16 protein-coding genes are annotated in these 17060 nt (G+C 32.3%); 8 read left to right on the top strand and 8 right to left on the bottom strand.

The window, feature by feature from the left end; translation table 11 throughout:
• Positions 1-499 precede the first annotated feature (499 nt).
• Genes arsB through OA93_RS15325 form a run of 4 tightly spaced genes read right to left on the bottom strand, consistent with a single transcriptional unit; the run spans position 500 to position 3037 of the window.
• Entirely contained in the window at positions 500-1558 is a 1059-nt protein-coding gene (gene arsB / locus OA93_RS15340; RefSeq protein WP_039114261.1) for an ACR3 family arsenite efflux transporter, read from the bottom strand.
• A gap of 1 nt (position 1559) precedes the next feature.
• Positions 1560-2180: a protein-tyrosine-phosphatase gene (locus tag OA93_RS15335; RefSeq protein WP_039114260.1), complete on the bottom strand. Its 621-nt coding sequence runs from the start codon at positions 2178-2180 to the stop codon at positions 1560-1562.
• 19 nt (positions 2181-2199) lie between these two features.
• On the bottom strand, positions 2200-2685 hold the full coding sequence (locus OA93_RS15330; protein ID WP_039114259.1) for a DUF6428 family protein: 486 nt from the start codon (positions 2683-2685) through the stop codon (positions 2200-2202).
• A gap of 19 nt (positions 2686-2704) precedes the next feature.
• Positions 2705-3037, bottom strand: coding sequence for a metalloregulator ArsR/SmtB family transcription factor (locus tag OA93_RS15325; protein ID WP_039114258.1), 333 nt, complete (start codon positions 3035-3037; stop codon positions 2705-2707).
• A 261-nt stretch (positions 3038-3298) separates the two neighbouring features.
• On the opposite strand from OA93_RS15325, the gene OA93_RS15320 reads away from it, so the two are divergent.
• Positions 3299-3940 carry a hypothetical protein gene (locus OA93_RS15320; RefSeq protein ID WP_039114257.1) on the top strand — a complete coding sequence of 214 codons (642 nt, stop codon included), beginning with the start codon at positions 3299-3301 and terminating at the stop codon, positions 3938-3940.
• A gap of 220 nt (positions 3941-4160) precedes the next feature.
• Here the strand turns inward: OA93_RS15320 and OA93_RS15315 are convergent, their stop codons facing one another.
• The 3 genes from OA93_RS15315 to OA93_RS15305 all read right to left on the bottom strand — a co-directional run bounded on the left by OA93_RS15315 (position 4161) and on the right by OA93_RS15305 (position 5967).
• Positions 4161-4547 (bottom strand): DoxX family membrane protein, encoded by a 387-nt coding sequence (locus OA93_RS15315; protein ID WP_039114256.1) that lies wholly within the window; start codon positions 4545-4547, stop codon positions 4161-4163.
• 101 nt (positions 4548-4648) lie between these two features.
• Positions 4649-5437 carry an anti-sigma factor gene (locus OA93_RS15310; protein ID WP_039114255.1) on the bottom strand — a complete coding sequence of 263 codons (789 nt, stop codon included), beginning with the start codon at positions 5435-5437 and terminating at the stop codon, positions 4649-4651.
• Positions 5437-5967, bottom strand: a complete 531-nt coding sequence (locus OA93_RS15305) for an RNA polymerase sigma factor (RefSeq protein WP_039114254.1) — start codon at positions 5965-5967, stop codon at positions 5437-5439. Before OA93_RS15305 ends, OA93_RS15310 begins: the two co-directional genes overlap by 1 nt.
• Before the next feature lie 583 nt (positions 5968-6550).
• Here OA93_RS15305 and OA93_RS15300 point away from each other — a divergent pair.
• Positions 6551-8764 carry a TonB-dependent receptor plug domain-containing protein gene (locus OA93_RS15300; RefSeq protein WP_039114253.1) on the top strand — a complete coding sequence of 738 codons (2214 nt, stop codon included), beginning with the start codon at positions 6551-6553 and terminating at the stop codon, positions 8762-8764.
• A 145-nt stretch (positions 8765-8909) separates the two neighbouring features.
• A complete protein-coding gene (locus OA93_RS15295) occupies positions 8910-9497 on the top strand; it encodes a glutathione peroxidase (RefSeq protein ID WP_039114252.1) in 588 nt (195 codons plus the stop codon).
• Between the two features lie 70 nt (positions 9498-9567).
• On the opposite strand, the gene OA93_RS15290 is transcribed toward OA93_RS15295, so the two are convergent.
• Positions 9568-10710, bottom strand: coding sequence for a multidrug effflux MFS transporter (locus tag OA93_RS15290; RefSeq protein WP_039114251.1), 1143 nt, complete (start codon positions 10708-10710; stop codon positions 9568-9570).
• 101 nt (positions 10711-10811) lie between these two features.
• On the opposite strand from OA93_RS15290, the gene OA93_RS15285 reads away from it, so the two are divergent.
• From OA93_RS15285 to OA93_RS15265, 5 genes are all read left to right on the top strand, one after another.
• On the top strand, positions 10812-11579 hold the full coding sequence (locus OA93_RS15285) for a helix-turn-helix transcriptional regulator (RefSeq protein WP_039114250.1): 768 nt from the start codon (positions 10812-10814) through the stop codon (positions 11577-11579).
• A gap of 398 nt (positions 11580-11977) precedes the next feature.
• Positions 11978-12961: an AraC family transcriptional regulator gene (locus OA93_RS15280; protein WP_039114249.1), complete on the top strand. Its 984-nt coding sequence runs from the start codon at positions 11978-11980 to the stop codon at positions 12959-12961.
• Positions 12961-13965, top strand: coding sequence for a helix-turn-helix domain-containing protein (locus tag OA93_RS15275; protein ID WP_039114248.1), 1005 nt, complete (start codon positions 12961-12963; stop codon positions 13963-13965). The genes OA93_RS15280 and OA93_RS15275 overlap by 1 nt, the downstream gene beginning before the upstream one ends.
• A 175-nt stretch (positions 13966-14140) precedes the next feature.
• The gene (locus OA93_RS15270) at positions 14141-15064 is read left to right on the top strand and encodes a type IX secretion system membrane protein PorP/SprF (protein ID WP_039114247.1); all 924 of its coding nucleotides are present in this window, start codon (positions 14141-14143) and stop codon (positions 15062-15064) included.
• Positions 15065-15094: 30 nt separating this feature from the next.
• Complete coding sequence (locus OA93_RS15265; protein WP_039114246.1) at positions 15095-17032, top strand: OmpA family protein; 1938 nt, start codon at positions 15095-15097, stop codon at positions 17030-17032.
• Positions 17033-17060: the final 28 nt, after the last annotated feature.

The following is a 17060-nucleotide window of genomic DNA, read 5'->3' as shown; positions in this document are numbered from 1 at the left end:
TATCTTTTTATTTTTAAAGAAAAAATAAAAAGGATGCCGTTCCCATCAGGGCTAGGACATTCGTTTTCATGATAAAACAATCAATATAAATCTGCTCAATCAGCCAAATCTGCGAGAGACATTGAGAAATGAGGCTTCAGCGATATCAAACGGGTTACTAATACTAAACGGTATAAAATTAACCGCAAAGAGCGCAAGGATTTACGCAAAGTTCACAAAGATCTTACGCAAACCAAGCAACTTTGAACCTTTGTTACTTAGCACCTTAAAAAAAGAAATCTGTTTTTATCCGCGTTTTCGCCCAAGCGAATCAGTTTAATCTGCGTCCAAAATCAAAGTAAGTTGCTCTGCAAGCTGTGTAAAGTTTCGAGAGGAGACCCTTCCTCCGTCAGGGTGACAAGATTGAGAGACGCTGTGGTAAAACTAGTTGCAAAGTGTACAAAGATTTATACACAAACTAAGCAGTCTTTGAACCTTTGCAACTTAGAGCCTTAGCGGCTTAAAAAAGAACTTTTCTAAACCAAAAAGCAACATTAACCAAAGCAATCAAAGCAGGAACTTCGACCAACGGGCCAATTACGCCAGCAAAAGCTTGTCCGCTATTGATTCCGAAAACCCCAATAGCAACAGCAATCGCCAGTTCAAAATTGTTTCCAGTAGCTGTAAATGCAATTGCAGTAGCTTTAGAATAATCGGCACCAAAATATTTCCCTGCCAAAAAGCTAATTACAAACATTATAACAAAATAAAGCACCAGCGGAATAGCAATTCGTATAACATCCATCGGAATTTGTACAATTAATTCCCCTTTTAGACTAAACATGATTAAGATGGTAAAAAGTAAAGCAATCAAGGTAATAGGCGAAATTGCAGGTATGTATTTGTTCTCAAACCAAGTGATACCTTTTAGCTTAATAAGAATGTAACGGCTACCAATGCCAAGCGTAAAAGGAATACCCAAATAAATACCAACGCTTTCGGCAATTTGACCAATGGATATGTTTACATTAAAACCAGTATATCCAAAATAAGGAGGTAAAACAGTAATAAAAAACCAAGCATAAACACTATAAAGCAAAACCTGAAAAATACTGTTCAGCGCAATTAAACCAGCGGCATATTCGCGGTTTCCATCGGCAAGATCATTCCATACAACAACCATTGCAATACATCGGGCTAAACCTATTAAGATTAAACCAATCATATATTCAGGATAGCCATTTAAGAATAATAATGCCAAACCAAACATTAAAAAAGGGCCTACAATCCAGTTAAGAAAAAGAGAAGCACCCAATACACGAGTGTTTTTAAAAACCTCACCCATAAGTTCATACTTAACTTTTGCTAGCGGAGGATACATCATTAATATCAATCCAATTGCAAGCGGAATATTGGTAGTTCCGCTAGAGAAAGAATTGATGAAATCTCCGCTAGATGGAACAAAATAACCAATTGAAACCCCAATTGCCATAGCAAGAAAAATCCAAAGCGTTAAAAAACGGTCAAGAAAACCCAACTTTTTTCTTTCAGCAGCTGGAGCGCAAGTATTTGCAGACATATTATTTGTTTATTTGCGAGAAAACATAAAACATTTCGGTAGCAATTTGTAAACTGCGTTCCTGATATTTCTCGAGTTGTAAAGGCGTATTATCAAATGCTTTAGGATCATCGTACGTAATCGGGATACGTTTTTCTGCACCAGCAATAAATGGACAATCGCCATCAGCTTGTGAACACGTCATGATAGCCGCAAATTTGCTTACAGGATTAAAACTTGCATCAAATGATTTAGAAAATCCAATAATAGGATGCTCATTCGATGCAAATTTTATGGAATAAACCGGATTTTTACCTTCCGAAATAGCTTCGATTTTAAACCCCGATTCTTCCAAGGTCTTAGCCACTACAGGAAATAAAGCAGTTGCTTCCGTTCCACCCGAATAGCAAGAAACATTTTTTATATCAAAATGTGCAGCTGCAGTCTGCGCCCAAACTTGAGCCAGATGACTTCTTCTCGAATTATGGGTACAAATAAAATTAAGTCTAATTTCTTGTAGCGCATTTACTCTACCTTGCACATAAACTATTAAAGGCAATAAAATATGCTTTCGTTCATCAGTAATAGTTTTAAAATCAAAAGAACGAATAACGTTTTCGATTTCGGGAAATAGTAAGCTCATATTTTATGACATTCAAAAATTAGCAACAACTACTGCCCGGAGTACAAGAGCTTGATTGATTTGATATATCCGAAAGGCGAACATTTGGTTTTTCAGATGGAATTCCGCATTGATCTTGAGCCAAGCAAGCCGTTTGTTTGTTTAGTAAAACAAAATCTTTACCGTTAAAACCTAAATCATATTTGCCAATAGTAGTATCTTGATATTCAACTTCAATTTCAAAATCTTCGATCCCGATAGCTATCGGGACTAAAACCTTTTCCGAAAGTTCGATGATATGAACCAGTTTTTGAGGTTTTAATCTATGTTCATAATCATTGGCGTCCCAAAGTTGGAAGTTTACAACCGTTTCCTTGCGCACAGTTCCGCCACAATCGATAAAATTCTTGGTTATTAAACCAACTTCAGTTACGTGAAAATATTCGGGTACAAAAGTCCCATTTGGAAGCTGAAAATTAATAGCTTCAACTGTTTTTAAGATGTTTTTAATTTCTGAAAGTTTCATAATTTTTATTTTTTAATATTTAACAACATTCATTATTTCTTTTCTCCAAATGCGTTTCAACATGTTGGAAAAAGACTTTAATTTTTTCAAATCCCGATTCGTTAATGCAATAGCAAATAGCGTTTCCTTCGATATTACCTTTTATTAAACCTGCATTTTTAAGCTCTTTAAGATGCTGAGAAACCGTAGGCTGCGATAGGGGTAATTCGTTTACGATATCACCGCAAATGCATGCGTTAACCTTTAGTAAGTATTCTATAATGGCAATTCTTGCAGGGTGACCCAATGCTTTTGCCAGAATAGCAAGTTCGTTTTGGTTGTCAGTAAAGAAATCTGATTTAGTTGCTCCCATTGTTATATTTTTATATTGCAATATTACGATATAGATTTTAGAAAATAAATAAAATTAAGAAGAATTTATTATAATTGGTTTGTATTGATGTGTGTAGACTTAAAAAATAGAGTATGAAAAACAGCATTATTTAAATCGATTTTAGGCGATAATAGTAGTTATTCTGGGGAGAAATAAATTCGAAATTAAGTATTTTTGTTACAGATTTAAAAAGATTATTCATAGACTAAAAAATATATAGATATTCTTAATTCAAAAAATATGATAAGAGAAATTGCCGAAAAATTATTAGGGCGTTCATTAACAAACTATGACGGATTTGATGTAGAAACAATTGAAAATGCAGAAACGAAACTAGGACAATCAATACCAGCAATACTGAAAGAGTTTTATATTACCGTAGGTAAATTGGATATTTTTATGTCTTCATTTCAGCGATTTCTAAAACCCGAAGATTTGTTTTATGAAGATGGAAAATTAGTTTTTCTAGAAGAAAACCAGAATGTATGTTATTGGGGAGTTAATATAGCAGATACTTTAGTTTATCAAACTCAAAGTATAGATAATGCGGTTTGGTATTCAGAAGAAATATTGCTTCCAGATTTTTTACAAATGATAATGTACGGACAATGCGCAGAAGGTGGCTATCCATTTTCGGGTGCAATTTATGACATGGATCAGGATGAGTTAACAGAATTTATAGAAGAGATAACCACTAAAGATTGGCAAAAAGTTGTAGATCATAATAACTGGATTATTTATGAAAATGACAGAAAGCTAATTTGGTATTTCACAGATGATAATGGAAACTTATCAGAAGATTATCCCTTATTTGTTTCAACTCCAACCAAAGAAGACTTTTTAAAGATGGAAGAAGAGTTCGGTTTTTCAGATTTAGATTGATTTTTTTATAAGGTACTGAGGTACTAAGAGACAAAGGTTCAAAGGTTGCTTAGTTTGTGTAAAAAAATTAATCGCAAAGGGCGCAAGGTTTTACGCAAAGTTCGCAAAGCTATTGTGATTATTTTATGTGCAAACTAAGCAACCTTTGAACCTTTGCAACTCAAAACCTTAGCTCCTTTAAAAAACCTTTGAACCTTTGTCTCTTAGTACCTCAGTACCTTTATTTCTCAGAACCTCCAAAAAATCCTTTTGGAAACATAATTGCCAATAAAACGCAAATCAGTAAAAAGTTATATTCCATTCCGTTTCTTCCGCCACCTACAACAAACCATCCTTCTTGAAAATGAACCAGAATAATCCCCATAATAAGAACTAAAATAGTAACGATTGCAGCAAAGTTGATGTATTTATTAATAAGCAAAAGTACAGCAGCTACAATGTGCGATAGTTTTATAGACCAAGCGAGAAATACACCAAAAGGAGCAAACCCAATTTGGTTTAAATAGAGATTCCCGAAATTATTAATACCATTATCGAATATTCCGAAAACGCTGTGTGTGAGTAAGATAATAGCAACTGCAACTCTTAAGATTAATGTACTGTTCATAAATTGGTTTATTATTGGTTAGTTTAGATTTTAAAAATAATAAAAAAACGCATATTAATTTGTTTTAATATGCGTTTTAAATTTTTATAATAAGTTGGTTTTTAAACCTTTCCTAAAGTATATAATTGATCCATTGTAGGACTTGGGCTTCCGCCTTCAGGTTCGAGTGTGATTCCAAAAGCTTCGGCATAACCAGTATTTTCTACCTTGAATATTTTTTGATTGTTAGAGTCAAATTCAGTCAACAAACCAATGCTTGTAGGAGTAAGTACAGGACTTAATTTTAAAGCCCAAACCTGATATACTTTTCCTTTTGGAGGTTTTGGTAATCCAGCAGCATCAATATAAGTTACTTTAGTGTCTTTATTCCAATATGCTTTTGCAAAAGATTGTGGCGCAACTGCTTGTCCGCCTAGTGTAACTCCAGTATTTTTTATATCCCTTACAATCGATAAGTTTTTCTCAGTGATTTTGCTTTCTTGGTCTAAGAGTGCATATTCACTTTTTAATTTATCTTTTTCACTACCTACAACTTCTATTGCTTGTTTAGTTTGGGTAAGTTGCACATACTGATAAGCAAAACCTAATAAGAAGAGTACAGCCGCTGCCCAACCAACATATTGAGACCAAGTAGAAGCTGGTTTCATATCGACAACCTTGCCGTGTTTAAGTTCTAGTTTAGCTTTAATTTTTTCAAAATTAGCTACCGAATGAAAAGGAGAAAAACTTGAGGATAATGCTACTATTGCTTTTTCAATTGCAATAATCTCATCATTAATTTCGTCATGTTTTTTAGCCATTGCGGCTACTTCTATGCTTTCAGATTCTGTAAGTAATCCGTAAACATAAAGCTCTAAAATTCCTGATTCTATATATTCTTTTGTTTCCATTATAATTTCAAATAAATTCGTAAGTCGTTAATACAATTTCTGTTTTGCGTTTTTATTGTTCCCAAAGGCATCGCAAGCTCTTCTGAAGCTTCTTGTTGCGTATATCCTTTAAAGAATAATAAATCGATTATTGCAATACATTTAGGTTTTAGTTTTTTTACAAACTCATGAATACCAATAGTATCTATTTTATTGACGAGTTTGTTACTGTCGTCAAGTAGATGTACGAAATTATCTGAAGAAAGGTTTTTTTGACTGTTATTGAAATTTTTTGATCGAAGTTTATCAATGGATGTATTCCTGGCAATATTAAGGATCCAGGTATAAAATCGACCTTTACTTTCGTGGTAAGAATCGATGTTTTTCCAAATTTTAACAAATACTTCCTGAAGCACATCTTCGGCTTCTTCTCTATTTTTTATAAGAACATTAATTACTGCAAATAAACTTTTGGAATACATATCGTAGAGATGTGTAAAAGCTTTTTCGTCTTTCTTATAAATTAATACTAATAACTCTTCTTGACTCATATTCTATAGATTTTGGGTGAATAAACGCATGAACTTTAGTTTATAAATGGGGAATATTGGTAAAGTTGGTATAAATATAATTCAAAAATTTAAAGAAATTGTAATTTATTTCTAACAAGAAAACTTCCTAAATACATGAAAAATAAAATATTACCTTTTTTTTATTTTTTTAAAACCAAACTCAAACCAATCTCGTATATACAAAATAATGAAGGTCTGAATGGGGGATAATTTAGACTTAAATATTTGTTTTTAATCAGGGATAGGTTTCCATTCTAATGTATTTAGGATAGTAATGGTAAATATGGGGGATAATATTTTGCCATTTTCTACAGAGCAGACGAAGGAACGAATTCGGAAACCTTTTCCTAATTAAATTACATTTTACTTCAAAATTCCAATCACCAAAAGTTAGATTTAACCACAAAACGCTTAAAATTGAGTTATTAATGTCGTTTAAGGTTTTAAATTAAAGTTCGACTTGGCGATGAGTTATAAAAAGAATATTTTTGCCAAAAAAAATGTAAGAATAATCAATTCAAAATCTTGCATGCAAAAATAATTCAGATTATAAAATTCCCCAATGAAAAAATATTTATTAATACTCCTGATGACCTTTGGGTTAAAAAGTTACAGTCAAATTTTAAAAGGTATTGTGGTTGATGTAAATGGAAACACTATTGAAAATGCCTATATTTTTAATACAAAATCCGAAAGTCACGCACATACTAACGAAATTGGAAATTTTAGTATCGAGAAATCTACCATTGGAGATGTTTTAAAGGTTAGCGCTTTGGGATATAAAAAGACAACCTACACAATAACTGACTCAGATATCATAATTGCGCTAGAAGACGATAGTTTTAAATTAGATGAAGTTGTAATTCAGCCTAAAGTACTAGCTATGAATGTGATTTCGAAGATAGATTTGGAGGTAACTCCAGTAAACTCTTCGCAAGAAATTTTACGTAAAGTGCCAGGATTATTTATTGGACAGCATGCTGGAGGAGGAAAAGCCGAGCAAATGTTTTTAAGAGGGTTTGATATCGATCACGGAACCGATATTGCAATTTCGGTTGACGGAATGCCTGTAAATATGGTTTCGCATGCACACGGACAAGGATACTCAGACTTGCATTTTGTGATTCCAGAAACGGTAGATAAAATAGATTTTGGTAAAGGAGCATATTATGCCAATAAAGGCGATTTTGCAACAACAGGATATGTTGATTTTAAAACCAAAGACAAACTAGAGAACAGTAGTATTGGTGTAGAAGTAGGGCAGTTTAATACCTTTAGAACCGTTGGTTTATTTGACTTACTAGGAAAACAAAAAAAGCAAAGCGCTTATATTGCTACCGAATATATTATAACCGATGGTCCTTTTGATTCTCCTCAAAACTTTAATAGAGTAAATTTATTAGGTAAATATTCGGCGATACTTGATGATAATAGCAAAATATCGATTTTAGCCTCACGTTTTTCGAGCAAATGGGATGCATCAGGACAAATTCCGCAACGATTGGTAGATCAAGGGATAATTTCGAGATTTGGATCTGTAGATGATACAGAAGGAGGAAACACATCGAGAACAAACTTTAATGCTTCTATTCATAAAATAATTGACGAAAATACATTCTTAAAAGCCAATGCTTTTTATACCAATTATGAGTTTGAATTGTATTCGAATTTTACTTTTTTCTTAAATGACCCAGTAAATGGCGATCAGATTAAGCAAAAAGAAAATAGAAATATTTATGGAATGAATGCTGAATTGAACAAAAAGGTTAAAACAGATAAATTAGATTTAGGATTTCAATGGGGAGTTGGATTTCGTAGTGACGCTACAACCGATTCTGAACTTTCGCATACACTAAACAGAAGAACCGTTTTAGAACAAATTAAGTTAGGAGATATCGATGAGTCTAATCTTTTTACTTATTTAAACTCTGAGATAAACATTGGGAAATTAATTATAAACCCAGCTGTAAGAATCGATTATTTTAAGTTTAATTATCAGGATAAGTTAACGACAGATTACAAAACACAATCAGAGAATAAAGTGAGAGTTTCGCCTAAGCTTAATTTTATTTATACTCAAAACAATAATTTGCAATATTATCTTAAATCAGGTGTTGGTTTTCACTCTAATGATACCAGGGTAGTAGTGGCTAATAAAGGAACAGATATCCTACCTATTTCTGTTGGAGCAGATTTAGGAACAATCTGGAAACCATTCCCTAATTTAATCGTAAACTCGGCTTTATGGTATTTATATTTACAACAAGAGTTTGTGTATGTAGGTGATGCAGGAATTGTTGAGCCAAGTGGTAAAACCAGACGTATGGGAGCAGATTTAGGATTGCGTTACCAATTAAACCAATGGTTGTATTTTGATTTTGACGGAAATTATACCTATGCCCGTAGTATTGATGAACCTAAGGGAGAAAACTATATTCCGTTAGCACCAGATTTTACTACAACAGGAGGATTAAGTTTTCATAAATGGAATGGGTTTTCGGGAGGAATACGTTACCGTTACTTAAAGAATCGTCCTGCCAATGAGGATAATTCTATTGTTGCAGCAGGTTATTTTGTATGTGATATGAATGTGAATTATGATTATAAAAAATTCACTTTTGGAATTTCAATCGATAATTTATTTAATACAGCATGGAATGAAACCCAGTTTGCAACGGAATCGAGATTAAAAAATGAGCCAGAAAGTGTCGAAGAAATACACTTTACGCCGGGAACTCCCTTTTTTATGAAAGGAAGAATTATATACAAATTTTAATAAAATAATTTAATTTGTTTGTTAAAGAAGCCTAACGTTTATAGCGTTAGGCTTCTTTGGTTAATTAACAATTGTTCATCATAAAATAAAGTGAAGAACGAAATCAGGTAAATCAAATTTGATTAATTTTATAAAAAATTTAATTATGAAAAATATATTGTTTCTATTCTGTGGAGTTATGTTTTTATTTAGCTGTCAGAATCAAGCACAAACTAAAAAAAATAAAAACAGCAAAAGCGAAAATGTCATGGAAAAACAAACCATTTATCAGTTTAAAGTAGAAGACTTATCAGGAAATCCGTTTGATTTTGCTTCTTTAAAAGGAAAAAAGATAATGATTGTAAATACAGCTTCAAAATGTGGATTAACGCCACAATACAAGGATTTAGAAGCAATTTACAAAGAATATAAAGATAAAGGTTTTGTAATTGTTGGGTTTCCTGCAAATAACTTTGCATCACAAGAACCAGGTACAAATGAAGAAATTGGCGCTTTTTGCCAACAAAATTACGGCGTTACTTTTCCTATGATGGACAAAATCTCAGTAAAAGGAGATGATATGAATGAAGTATATAAGTTCTTGACTCAAAAATCTAAAAACGGAGTGCAAGATTCAGAAGTAGAGTGGAACTTTCAGAAATATCTAATCAACGAAAAAGGTGAATTAGTAAAAGTAATCTCTCCTAAAACATTGCCAACTGATCCAGAAATTATCAATTGGATTAAAAGCTAATTAACGTTTAAAGAATAAATAAAAAGCGATTTTCAAGATATTGGAAATCGCTTTTTTTATGGGTAAAAGTCTATTTATTTAAGTGATTTAGATTCTTATTTTTAATTGCAAACAAAATAGAAAGTAAGGATAATGTGATGAGTATTAAACCAAAATTTTGAACTAATCCAGAAATAGCCAACCCTATTCCTATTAGAACATAATACATTAGCCCAAATAAAGCACCTGCAGTACCTGCAACGCCTCTGTATTTAATTAGAGCCTGACTTAATATATTTGGAATTGCCAGACCATATGCTACGATAATTAGCATCATAGGTATTAAAAAGTATAAACTATGTTGTAATAATAGAACTCCTAAACTTCCTAAAGATGCAATTATTGTCGCAATTAGAATTAGACGATCAGCAGAAATGTTATTATGAATCAGTTTTTTATTTATCATACTACCTATAAAAGAGCTTATCGCTAAGATAATCCCACTATATCCAAACTGAGTTGAATTGCATCCTAATTTTTCAAAGATAAATGGAGCAAGCGAATAATAGCTAAATAACATTATGTTAAAGGCACTAACCAAAAAGGTGTTTAACCAAATAGATTTATCATTAAGTAACTCAATCAAGGTTGTTTTGAAGTTAAGCTTGTTTGCTGAATCATTTTTTGTTTCAGGAAGAAATTTAAAGGACATTAAGCTCAATATAAAAGCTAGTAGCAGGAGAATTGAAAAAACTCCAATATGTCCATATTTTTCAGCAGCTATTCCTCCAGTTATAAGCCCAATGACAGGACTAATGGAAAGAGCGATTCCCACTATCGAAAATACTTTACCAAGTTCTTTTTTATCATAGATATCTCTGAGGATAGTTTGTGTTACTACAGAACCAACTGCTGCTCCAAAAGCCGATATTATTCGGGCAATTAGGATTATATTAAAATTGCTGGCTAATATGGCAAGAATTGACCCAATTGTGTAGATGATTAAGCCAGAAAGCATAGACTTCCGCCTTCCAATTTTATCAGATAGGATCCCCCAAAATACAACTCCAAGTGCAAAAGCGATAAAATATATTGATATGGTTTGGGAAGCTTCTTTATTACTAACATCAAATTGCTCGACTATACTTGGTAGCGCAGGGCTATAAATTGTCTCTACAAATTGAGGAAACATTATTAAAACAATCAATATAGTTATAGTTGGTTTCTTTTTCATTGTGGTTCAATTGTAATTTTTTTTTATTTTTAGCAAAAGTATCTTTATGATTTAGTATCTTATTAACGACATTAAGACCAAAAACATCAAAATAAGGACAAATGGCATTTATTTTAAAAGACAGTTATTTTAATCCTGATGATTTAGAGGCATCAGTTATTGGTATTGCATCAGATTTTACTAATCATGATTCGGGGTTGCATCAGCATGAAAAGGCACAATTTTTATATGCTCCAAGTGGTTGTATTACAGTTATTAGTGAAAACAAAAAAAGTATTTTGCCTCCCACTATGGGAGTATGGCTTCCTGCAAATTTTCCACATAGAGTCATTACCCGAAATGTTGTGGCTTATCGCTCTATATATTTTGATACCGTTTTGTTTCCGGAAATACCTGTAGGATTAACAATTTTGAATGTAAATAATTTATTAAAAGAGATAATAGAAAAAATCTCTTTTTGGGAATGGGATATGCCTTTTGATTTGCAAAAAAATGTATTATCGGTTTTTTGGGAAGAGTTTTATAGTGCAGCAAAAGAAAACCTAACATTAATAGTTCCTCAGGATTTAAGAATTAAACCATTTGTAGAACATTGGAATCTAGGAGAATCGTTACCACCTTTTTTAAAAAAATTAGCCATAGATGCTCTTGTAAGCGAAAAAACAGTAAGTCGTATCTTTTTAAAAGAGACTGGCATGTCATATCAGGAATGGAGGCAACAATGGCGCCTTCAAAAAGCAATTGAATTACTGGCTGAAGGTAAAAATGTTGGCGAAACGGCTTATGCTCTCGAATTTTCAAGTGATAGCGCTTTTATCGAATTCTTCAAAAAATATTTAAGAGCAACACCAATGAAGTATTTTCAATAACCTTAATTTAATAATTTCGGGTATCAATAAAGTTTATTCTTCATGAATAAGAGGTGTTGTATCAGGTCATTACTTTAAGAGCTCTTGTTTTAAGGGCTCTTTTTTTATTGTAATACTTGTATGAATAATTTTTATATTTACGTAGTGCATTTAAAAAATGTCTTAATCTGATATTTTTTAAACATATTGAGCCGAAAATATTGTTTCATTTTGCAGTCTGGTTTTTTAGAAATAGAAGATAAATAACCAGATTAAGTAGTATTGACTCTATCATTGCCCCGCGATAGTTGATTAATAAAATACAATCCATTAGATTTTTCATTTAAATATGGAGGTTTTTTGAAATTAAATTAACGCAAAACCAACTTTGTTTTGTAAAAGGCTTAAGTAAAAAATTCATGAAGAAAATCACACATCATTACGGGGTAGAGTTGGACTGGGTAGAGCCCCTGGCAAATCAACTTGAAGGAAAGGTTGATGGTAATTTTATTGTGGTACCAGATCATATTCATACAGGTTATAGGTATTTTTTAAGTTGTGACTTTGGAATCTCAGCACTTTATCTGGATGTTTTGTATCATTCAGACATTCATTACAGGCAAGAGAATAAAACAGATGATTTTATTGGTGTTTATTATAATCTTACCGAAGGAGAAGCTGTTTTTGTATCAAATGGTTTATCGAGTCCTATTGGCAGGTGGAATTATAATTTAGCTTTTGTAGACAGTAGCTTATATCATGATTACTTTGTTAAATCAGGTAGTCAGGTGCTTTCGCTTTGTATTTTTATAAAAAAAGAAGTGATAAAAGGGTATTTTAAAAACAACCCTTCTATAAAAGATCATGCGGATGATATTTTTAATCCAGAGCTTAATACGATAGTTAAATTAACAAGGATGACTAATGAAAGTTATAATCTTTTGATGAATTTAAAGGCTCAGAAGCCTGAGGATGGATCTTTTGAGCTACACTTAAGAGGTACGGTACAAAATCTTCTGGCAGAATATATAGAAAAAATGATTCTGGATGAGATTGTAGTCGACACTGTCAATGAGATTGATTTGGGGAGTATCATAAAATCACAAGCCTATTTAATCGAAAACTTAAATCACACCTTTCCAAGTATCAATTTCTTGGCGCAAGAGGCAAATATGTCTGAATCTAAATATAAAAGCCTATTCAAGAAGATTACAGGAATGACTCCTAATTCTTTTTTCTTAACCAATAAACTCTTAGAAGCCAAACGACTTTTACATGAAAAACAATTAACGATAGCTCAAGTTTCACATGAATTAAATTTTACCAACAATTCTTATTTTACTGCTAAGTTCAAGGAATTATTCGGAATGTCTCCAAAGGATTTTATTAAACAACTGCAATAATGATCGAAATTAGTCACACTTATACTTTAACATCGGTATGGCAAAAACAACTTGTAAAACAACTTATTGAGCAACTTGGAGCAGAGTTAATAGATGATAAATTCTTGCAGATGCCTAAAAAAGTTGGAGATGGAGGTTTTTACTATACCGAGGTTGTTCCTGGACTATCTGTTGTAATTTGGGATTTAATATTTAAAGAAACTATTCTTATAAGAAAACTTAAATCCGATGAGGCTTTATATATAATTCATTATGATTTTAGCGATGAGATGAATCTAATTCATATTCAGGGGATAAAACATAAAATAGGATATAAAGCAAATTTAGGTTTAGGAGTATTTGATAATGCTATCGATAAGGTTTTTCAACCTGTTGTGGGAGAAAGGGTTTTTGCGATGCGATTATTGGTTGCTAAGGATTTATTAAAATTTTCGGTAGTAAACGGAGCTATAAAAGATGTTAATAAGCGTAAAATAAAAAGCGGAAAAAACACACTTTTTTTTTATGATCATATAGATAGTGAAAGCAAGGTCATTATGCACGCTATTAAAAGTAAATCCTTTCTGGATCCTGCTTTTGAAATATATTTACGAGGAGTAGCGCTTAGATTACTGGCAACATTTATCGATCGGTATTCTAATCTTGCACCCATGCTTCATCATATACCAGAAAGAGAGGCGGAAATTTTGAATACTACCAAAGATTATTTGTTGGATAATTTATATACAGGGTTTGTTGGAGTTGAATTTTTGGCTGATATGGCAGGAATGTCAGTTTCAAAATATATGTCTTTGTTTAAAAAAATGTTTATTAGTCCCCCGAATAATTTCTTTGTAAGAGAAAAAATGATTCTTGCCAGTGAACTTCTTAAAAGCGGCAAGTTTGATTCATTGCTGGATATTTCTCAAGAACTAAATTATACCAAGCTAAGTTATTTTACTTCAAAATATGCTCAGCAATTCGGAAGGAAACCTTCTGAGGATTTTGTTAAAGCCTCTTATTAAATCTTTTTATTCTACTCTGTTTTACTACTTCTTTTTGTTTAATAAATAAATCGCATTTATTTGATATTTAGACGCTTGTTGTTTGTTGAATATTCAAAGTATGTCTTATTCTGTTACTTTTTAAACATATTGTGTCAAAAAGTTTGTGTCATTTTGCATTCTAAATTATTTAGTAATGGGAAATAAAAGAATAAGGCTAATACTAGTAGCACTATTGGTATATAGTGCTGCTTGGGCGCAGCAAGATTCGCAATACACACAATACATGTACAATACAACAAGTATAAATCCTGCTTATGCGGGTTCACGTGGCGTAATGAGTATTTTTGGTTTGCATAGGAATCAGTGGGTTGGGTTAGATGGCGCTCCGCTTACCAATGTCATATCTTTTAATACGCCTATTAACAATAGTAATGTTGGTTTAGGAATATCGGTTATCAATGATCAGATAGGACCAATGACAGAGAATGATATTGCGGCCGATTTCTCTTATACAATTAATACTTCGGTTAACTATAAATTATCTTTTGGGTTAAAAGCTACGGCAGGTTTACTTAATGTCGATTACACCAAACTAAATATTTATGATCCTTTAGATCCTAATTTTCAAGATAATATCAATAATAAGTTTTCTCCAAATATTGGAGCAGGAGTTTATTTACACTCAGATAAATTTTATGTTGGATTATCGATTCCAAAAATATTAGAGAATAGTTATTTTGATAAAAGTGCCTATAGTTATGTTGCCAAAGAGCGCATAAACTATTATTTAATGGCAGGATATGTTTTCGATTTAGACTACAATTTAAAATTCAAACCCTCCTTATTGACAAAAATGGTTGATGGAGCTCCTTTACAAGTAGATATATCGGCTAATTTTTTATTCGATGATAAATTCACTGCCGGAGTTGCTTATCGCTGGAGCGCAGCTTTAAGTGCAATGGTAGGTTTTCAGGTATCTGATGGTTTGTTGATTGGCTATGCTTATGATGCCGAAACAACCAGGTTGGCAAATTACAACTCAGGTTCACATGAGATTTTTCTACGGTTTGAGCTTTTTAAAAATTATACCAGAATCGTTTCTCCTCGATTCTTTTAAGATCCAATTTATTACAAAATAGAACTACATATGAAACTAAAATTACTATTTATATTTCTGTTCAGTATCAGTATTGCTTTTGCTCAAAAGAGAGAAGTTAAAACAGCAGATAAAAACTATGATCAATTTGCTTATATCGATGCTATAAAGGTTTACGAAAATATAGCCGGGAAAGGATATAAATCGACGGACTTATTTCAGAAACTAGGAAATGCATATTATTTCAATGGTGAATTGGCCAAAGCCGAAAAATGGTACACAGCACTTTTTGATTTAAAAGAAACCATACCAACAGAGTATTACTATCGTTATGCACAAAGTTTAAAAGCGATTGGAGATTATAAAGAAGCTGATGCAATACTGGATCAATTCAGCCTGAAATCGGGTCAGGATAGCAGAGCTCAATTGTATAATAAGCAAAAGGACTATCTGGAAGTGATTAAGAAAAACTCAGGGAGATATACTGTAGAGAATGCAGGAATCAACTCGGAATATTCTGATTATGGAACTAGTTTTTTAGGTAATCAACTGGTTTTTACTTCGGCAAGAGATACAATGGGATTTGTAAAGCGCAGAGATAAATGGACAAATCAATCGTTTACCAATTTATATACTTCAATTGTAGATGATAATGGAAATCTAAGTACTCCGAAACGATTTTCGGAAGTAATAACCACTCATGTAAACGAGTCAACTCCAGTATTTACCAAAGATGGGAAAACGATGTATTTTACCCGAAATAATTTCTTGGACGGGAAGAATCAAAAAAGCAAAGACAAAACGATTCTTTTAAAAATATACAGAGCAGTTTTAAAAGATAATAAATGGACAAATATTGTCGAATTGCCTTTTAACTCCAATGAATATAGTGTAGCACATCCGGCGCTTAGTCCAGATGAGAAAACACTTTACTTTGCTTCGAATATGCCCGAAACCAAAGGGGATTCAGATATATTTAAAGTATCGATTAATGCTGATGGAAGTTTTGGAACCCCAGAAAATTTAGGAGATAAAATTAATACTGAAGGAAAAGAAACATTCCCTTTTATTTCAGAGGCAAATGAATTGTATTTTGCTTCAAATGGACATCCTGGATTAGGCGGACTGGATATTTTTGTATCCCCATTAGAAAAAAACAATACCTACCAAAGAGTATTTAATATTGGGGCACCAGTAAATAGCAGTAATGATGATTTTGCTTTTTGGATTAATTCGCAATCCAAACATGGTTTTTTTTCGACAAATAGAGAAGAAACTATTGGTTATGATGATATCTTCAAACTAAAAGAGAAACTTCCCTTAACCTATAATTGTGACCAAGAACTTGTAGGTATTATTACCGATGATGTTGCAGGGACGCCTTTGGCTAATGTACAAGTACAATTATTCGACTCGAAATTTAATTTATTAAAAGAGGTTTATTCCAATGATAACGGAGCATATACTCATGAAGTTGTATGCGAAGAAAATTATTATGTACGTGTTTTACAGAAAGACTACGAAACAAAAGAAGTTAATGTTACGACTTCTCAAATTACAGGAAAAACACAACAAGATTTTGCTTTAAGTAAAAAAGTAAAAACAATTACTACAGGAGATGATTTAGCAAAAGTTTTTGGGATCTCTAATATTCATTTCGAATTGGATAAATCGGATATTAATCCAATTGCAGAGCATGATTTAGCCAAGATTATAGCTGTTATGAATGAATACCCGACAATGAAAGTTGATATTCGTTCTCATACAGACAGCCGCGCAAGTATAGCTTACAACCAAAAACTATCAGAAAAAAGAGCGCAGGCTACGATGAAATACATGATTAAAAATGGGATTGATAAAAGCCGACTAACGGCAAAAGGATATGGAGAATCACAATTGATAAATGGTTGTAATGATGGCGTATCGTGTACAGAAGAGCAACATCTAGCCAATAGGCGTAGTGAGTTTATTATAAATATGGGTAAATAGAAATTATTTAGTTCAAAGAATTACAATA

Origin of the sequence: Flavobacterium sp. KMS (assembly GCF_000813005.1) — a bacterium.
In the GTDB taxonomy this organism is placed as follows: Bacteria; Bacteroidota; Bacteroidia; order Flavobacteriales; family Flavobacteriaceae; genus Flavobacterium.
Note: the sequence above shows the minus strand (reverse complement) of the source record. Positions and strands in the feature narration are given on the sequence as shown.

What these genes read in the sequence shown, in the direction of transcription:
- arsB (WP_039114261.1), bottom strand. Translation starts at nt 1,558, where the DNA reads ATGTCTGCAAATACTTGCGCTCCAGCTGCTGAAAGAAAAAAGTTGGGT.
- OA93_RS15335 (WP_039114260.1), bottom strand. Translation starts at nt 2,180, where the DNA reads ATGAGCTTACTATTTCCCGAAATCGAAAACGTTATTCGTTCTTTTGAT.
- OA93_RS15330 (WP_039114259.1), bottom strand. Translation starts at nt 2,685, where the DNA reads ATGAAACTTTCAGAAATTAAAAACATCTTAAAAACAGTTGAAGCTATT.
- OA93_RS15325 (WP_039114258.1), bottom strand. Translation starts at nt 3,037, where the DNA reads ATGGGAGCAACTAAATCAGATTTCTTTACTGACAACCAAAACGAACTT.
- OA93_RS15320 (WP_039114257.1), top strand. Translation starts at nt 3,299, where the DNA reads ATGATAAGAGAAATTGCCGAAAAATTATTAGGGCGTTCATTAACAAAC.
- OA93_RS15315 (WP_039114256.1), bottom strand. Translation starts at nt 4,547, where the DNA reads ATGAACAGTACATTAATCTTAAGAGTTGCAGTTGCTATTATCTTACTC.
- OA93_RS15310 (WP_039114255.1), bottom strand. Translation starts at nt 5,437, where the DNA reads ATGGAAACAAAAGAATATATAGAATCAGGAATTTTAGAGCTTTATGTT.
- OA93_RS15305 (WP_039114254.1), bottom strand. Translation starts at nt 5,967, where the DNA reads ATGAGTCAAGAAGAGTTATTAGTATTAATTTATAAGAAAGACGAAAAA.
- OA93_RS15300 (WP_039114253.1), top strand. Translation starts at nt 6,551, where the DNA reads ATGAAAAAATATTTATTAATACTCCTGATGACCTTTGGGTTAAAAAGT.
- OA93_RS15295 (WP_039114252.1), top strand. Translation starts at nt 8,910, where the DNA reads ATGAAAAATATATTGTTTCTATTCTGTGGAGTTATGTTTTTATTTAGC.
- OA93_RS15290 (WP_039114251.1), bottom strand. Translation starts at nt 10,710, where the DNA reads ATGAAAAAGAAACCAACTATAACTATATTGATTGTTTTAATAATGTTT.
- OA93_RS15285 (WP_039114250.1), top strand. Translation starts at nt 10,812, where the DNA reads ATGGCATTTATTTTAAAAGACAGTTATTTTAATCCTGATGATTTAGAG.
- OA93_RS15280 (WP_039114249.1), top strand. Translation starts at nt 11,978, where the DNA reads ATGAAGAAAATCACACATCATTACGGGGTAGAGTTGGACTGGGTAGAG.
- OA93_RS15275 (WP_039114248.1), top strand. Translation starts at nt 12,961, where the DNA reads ATGATCGAAATTAGTCACACTTATACTTTAACATCGGTATGGCAAAAA.
- OA93_RS15270 (WP_039114247.1), top strand. Translation starts at nt 14,141, where the DNA reads ATGGGAAATAAAAGAATAAGGCTAATACTAGTAGCACTATTGGTATAT.
- OA93_RS15265 (WP_039114246.1), top strand. Translation starts at nt 15,095, where the DNA reads ATGAAACTAAAATTACTATTTATATTTCTGTTCAGTATCAGTATTGCT.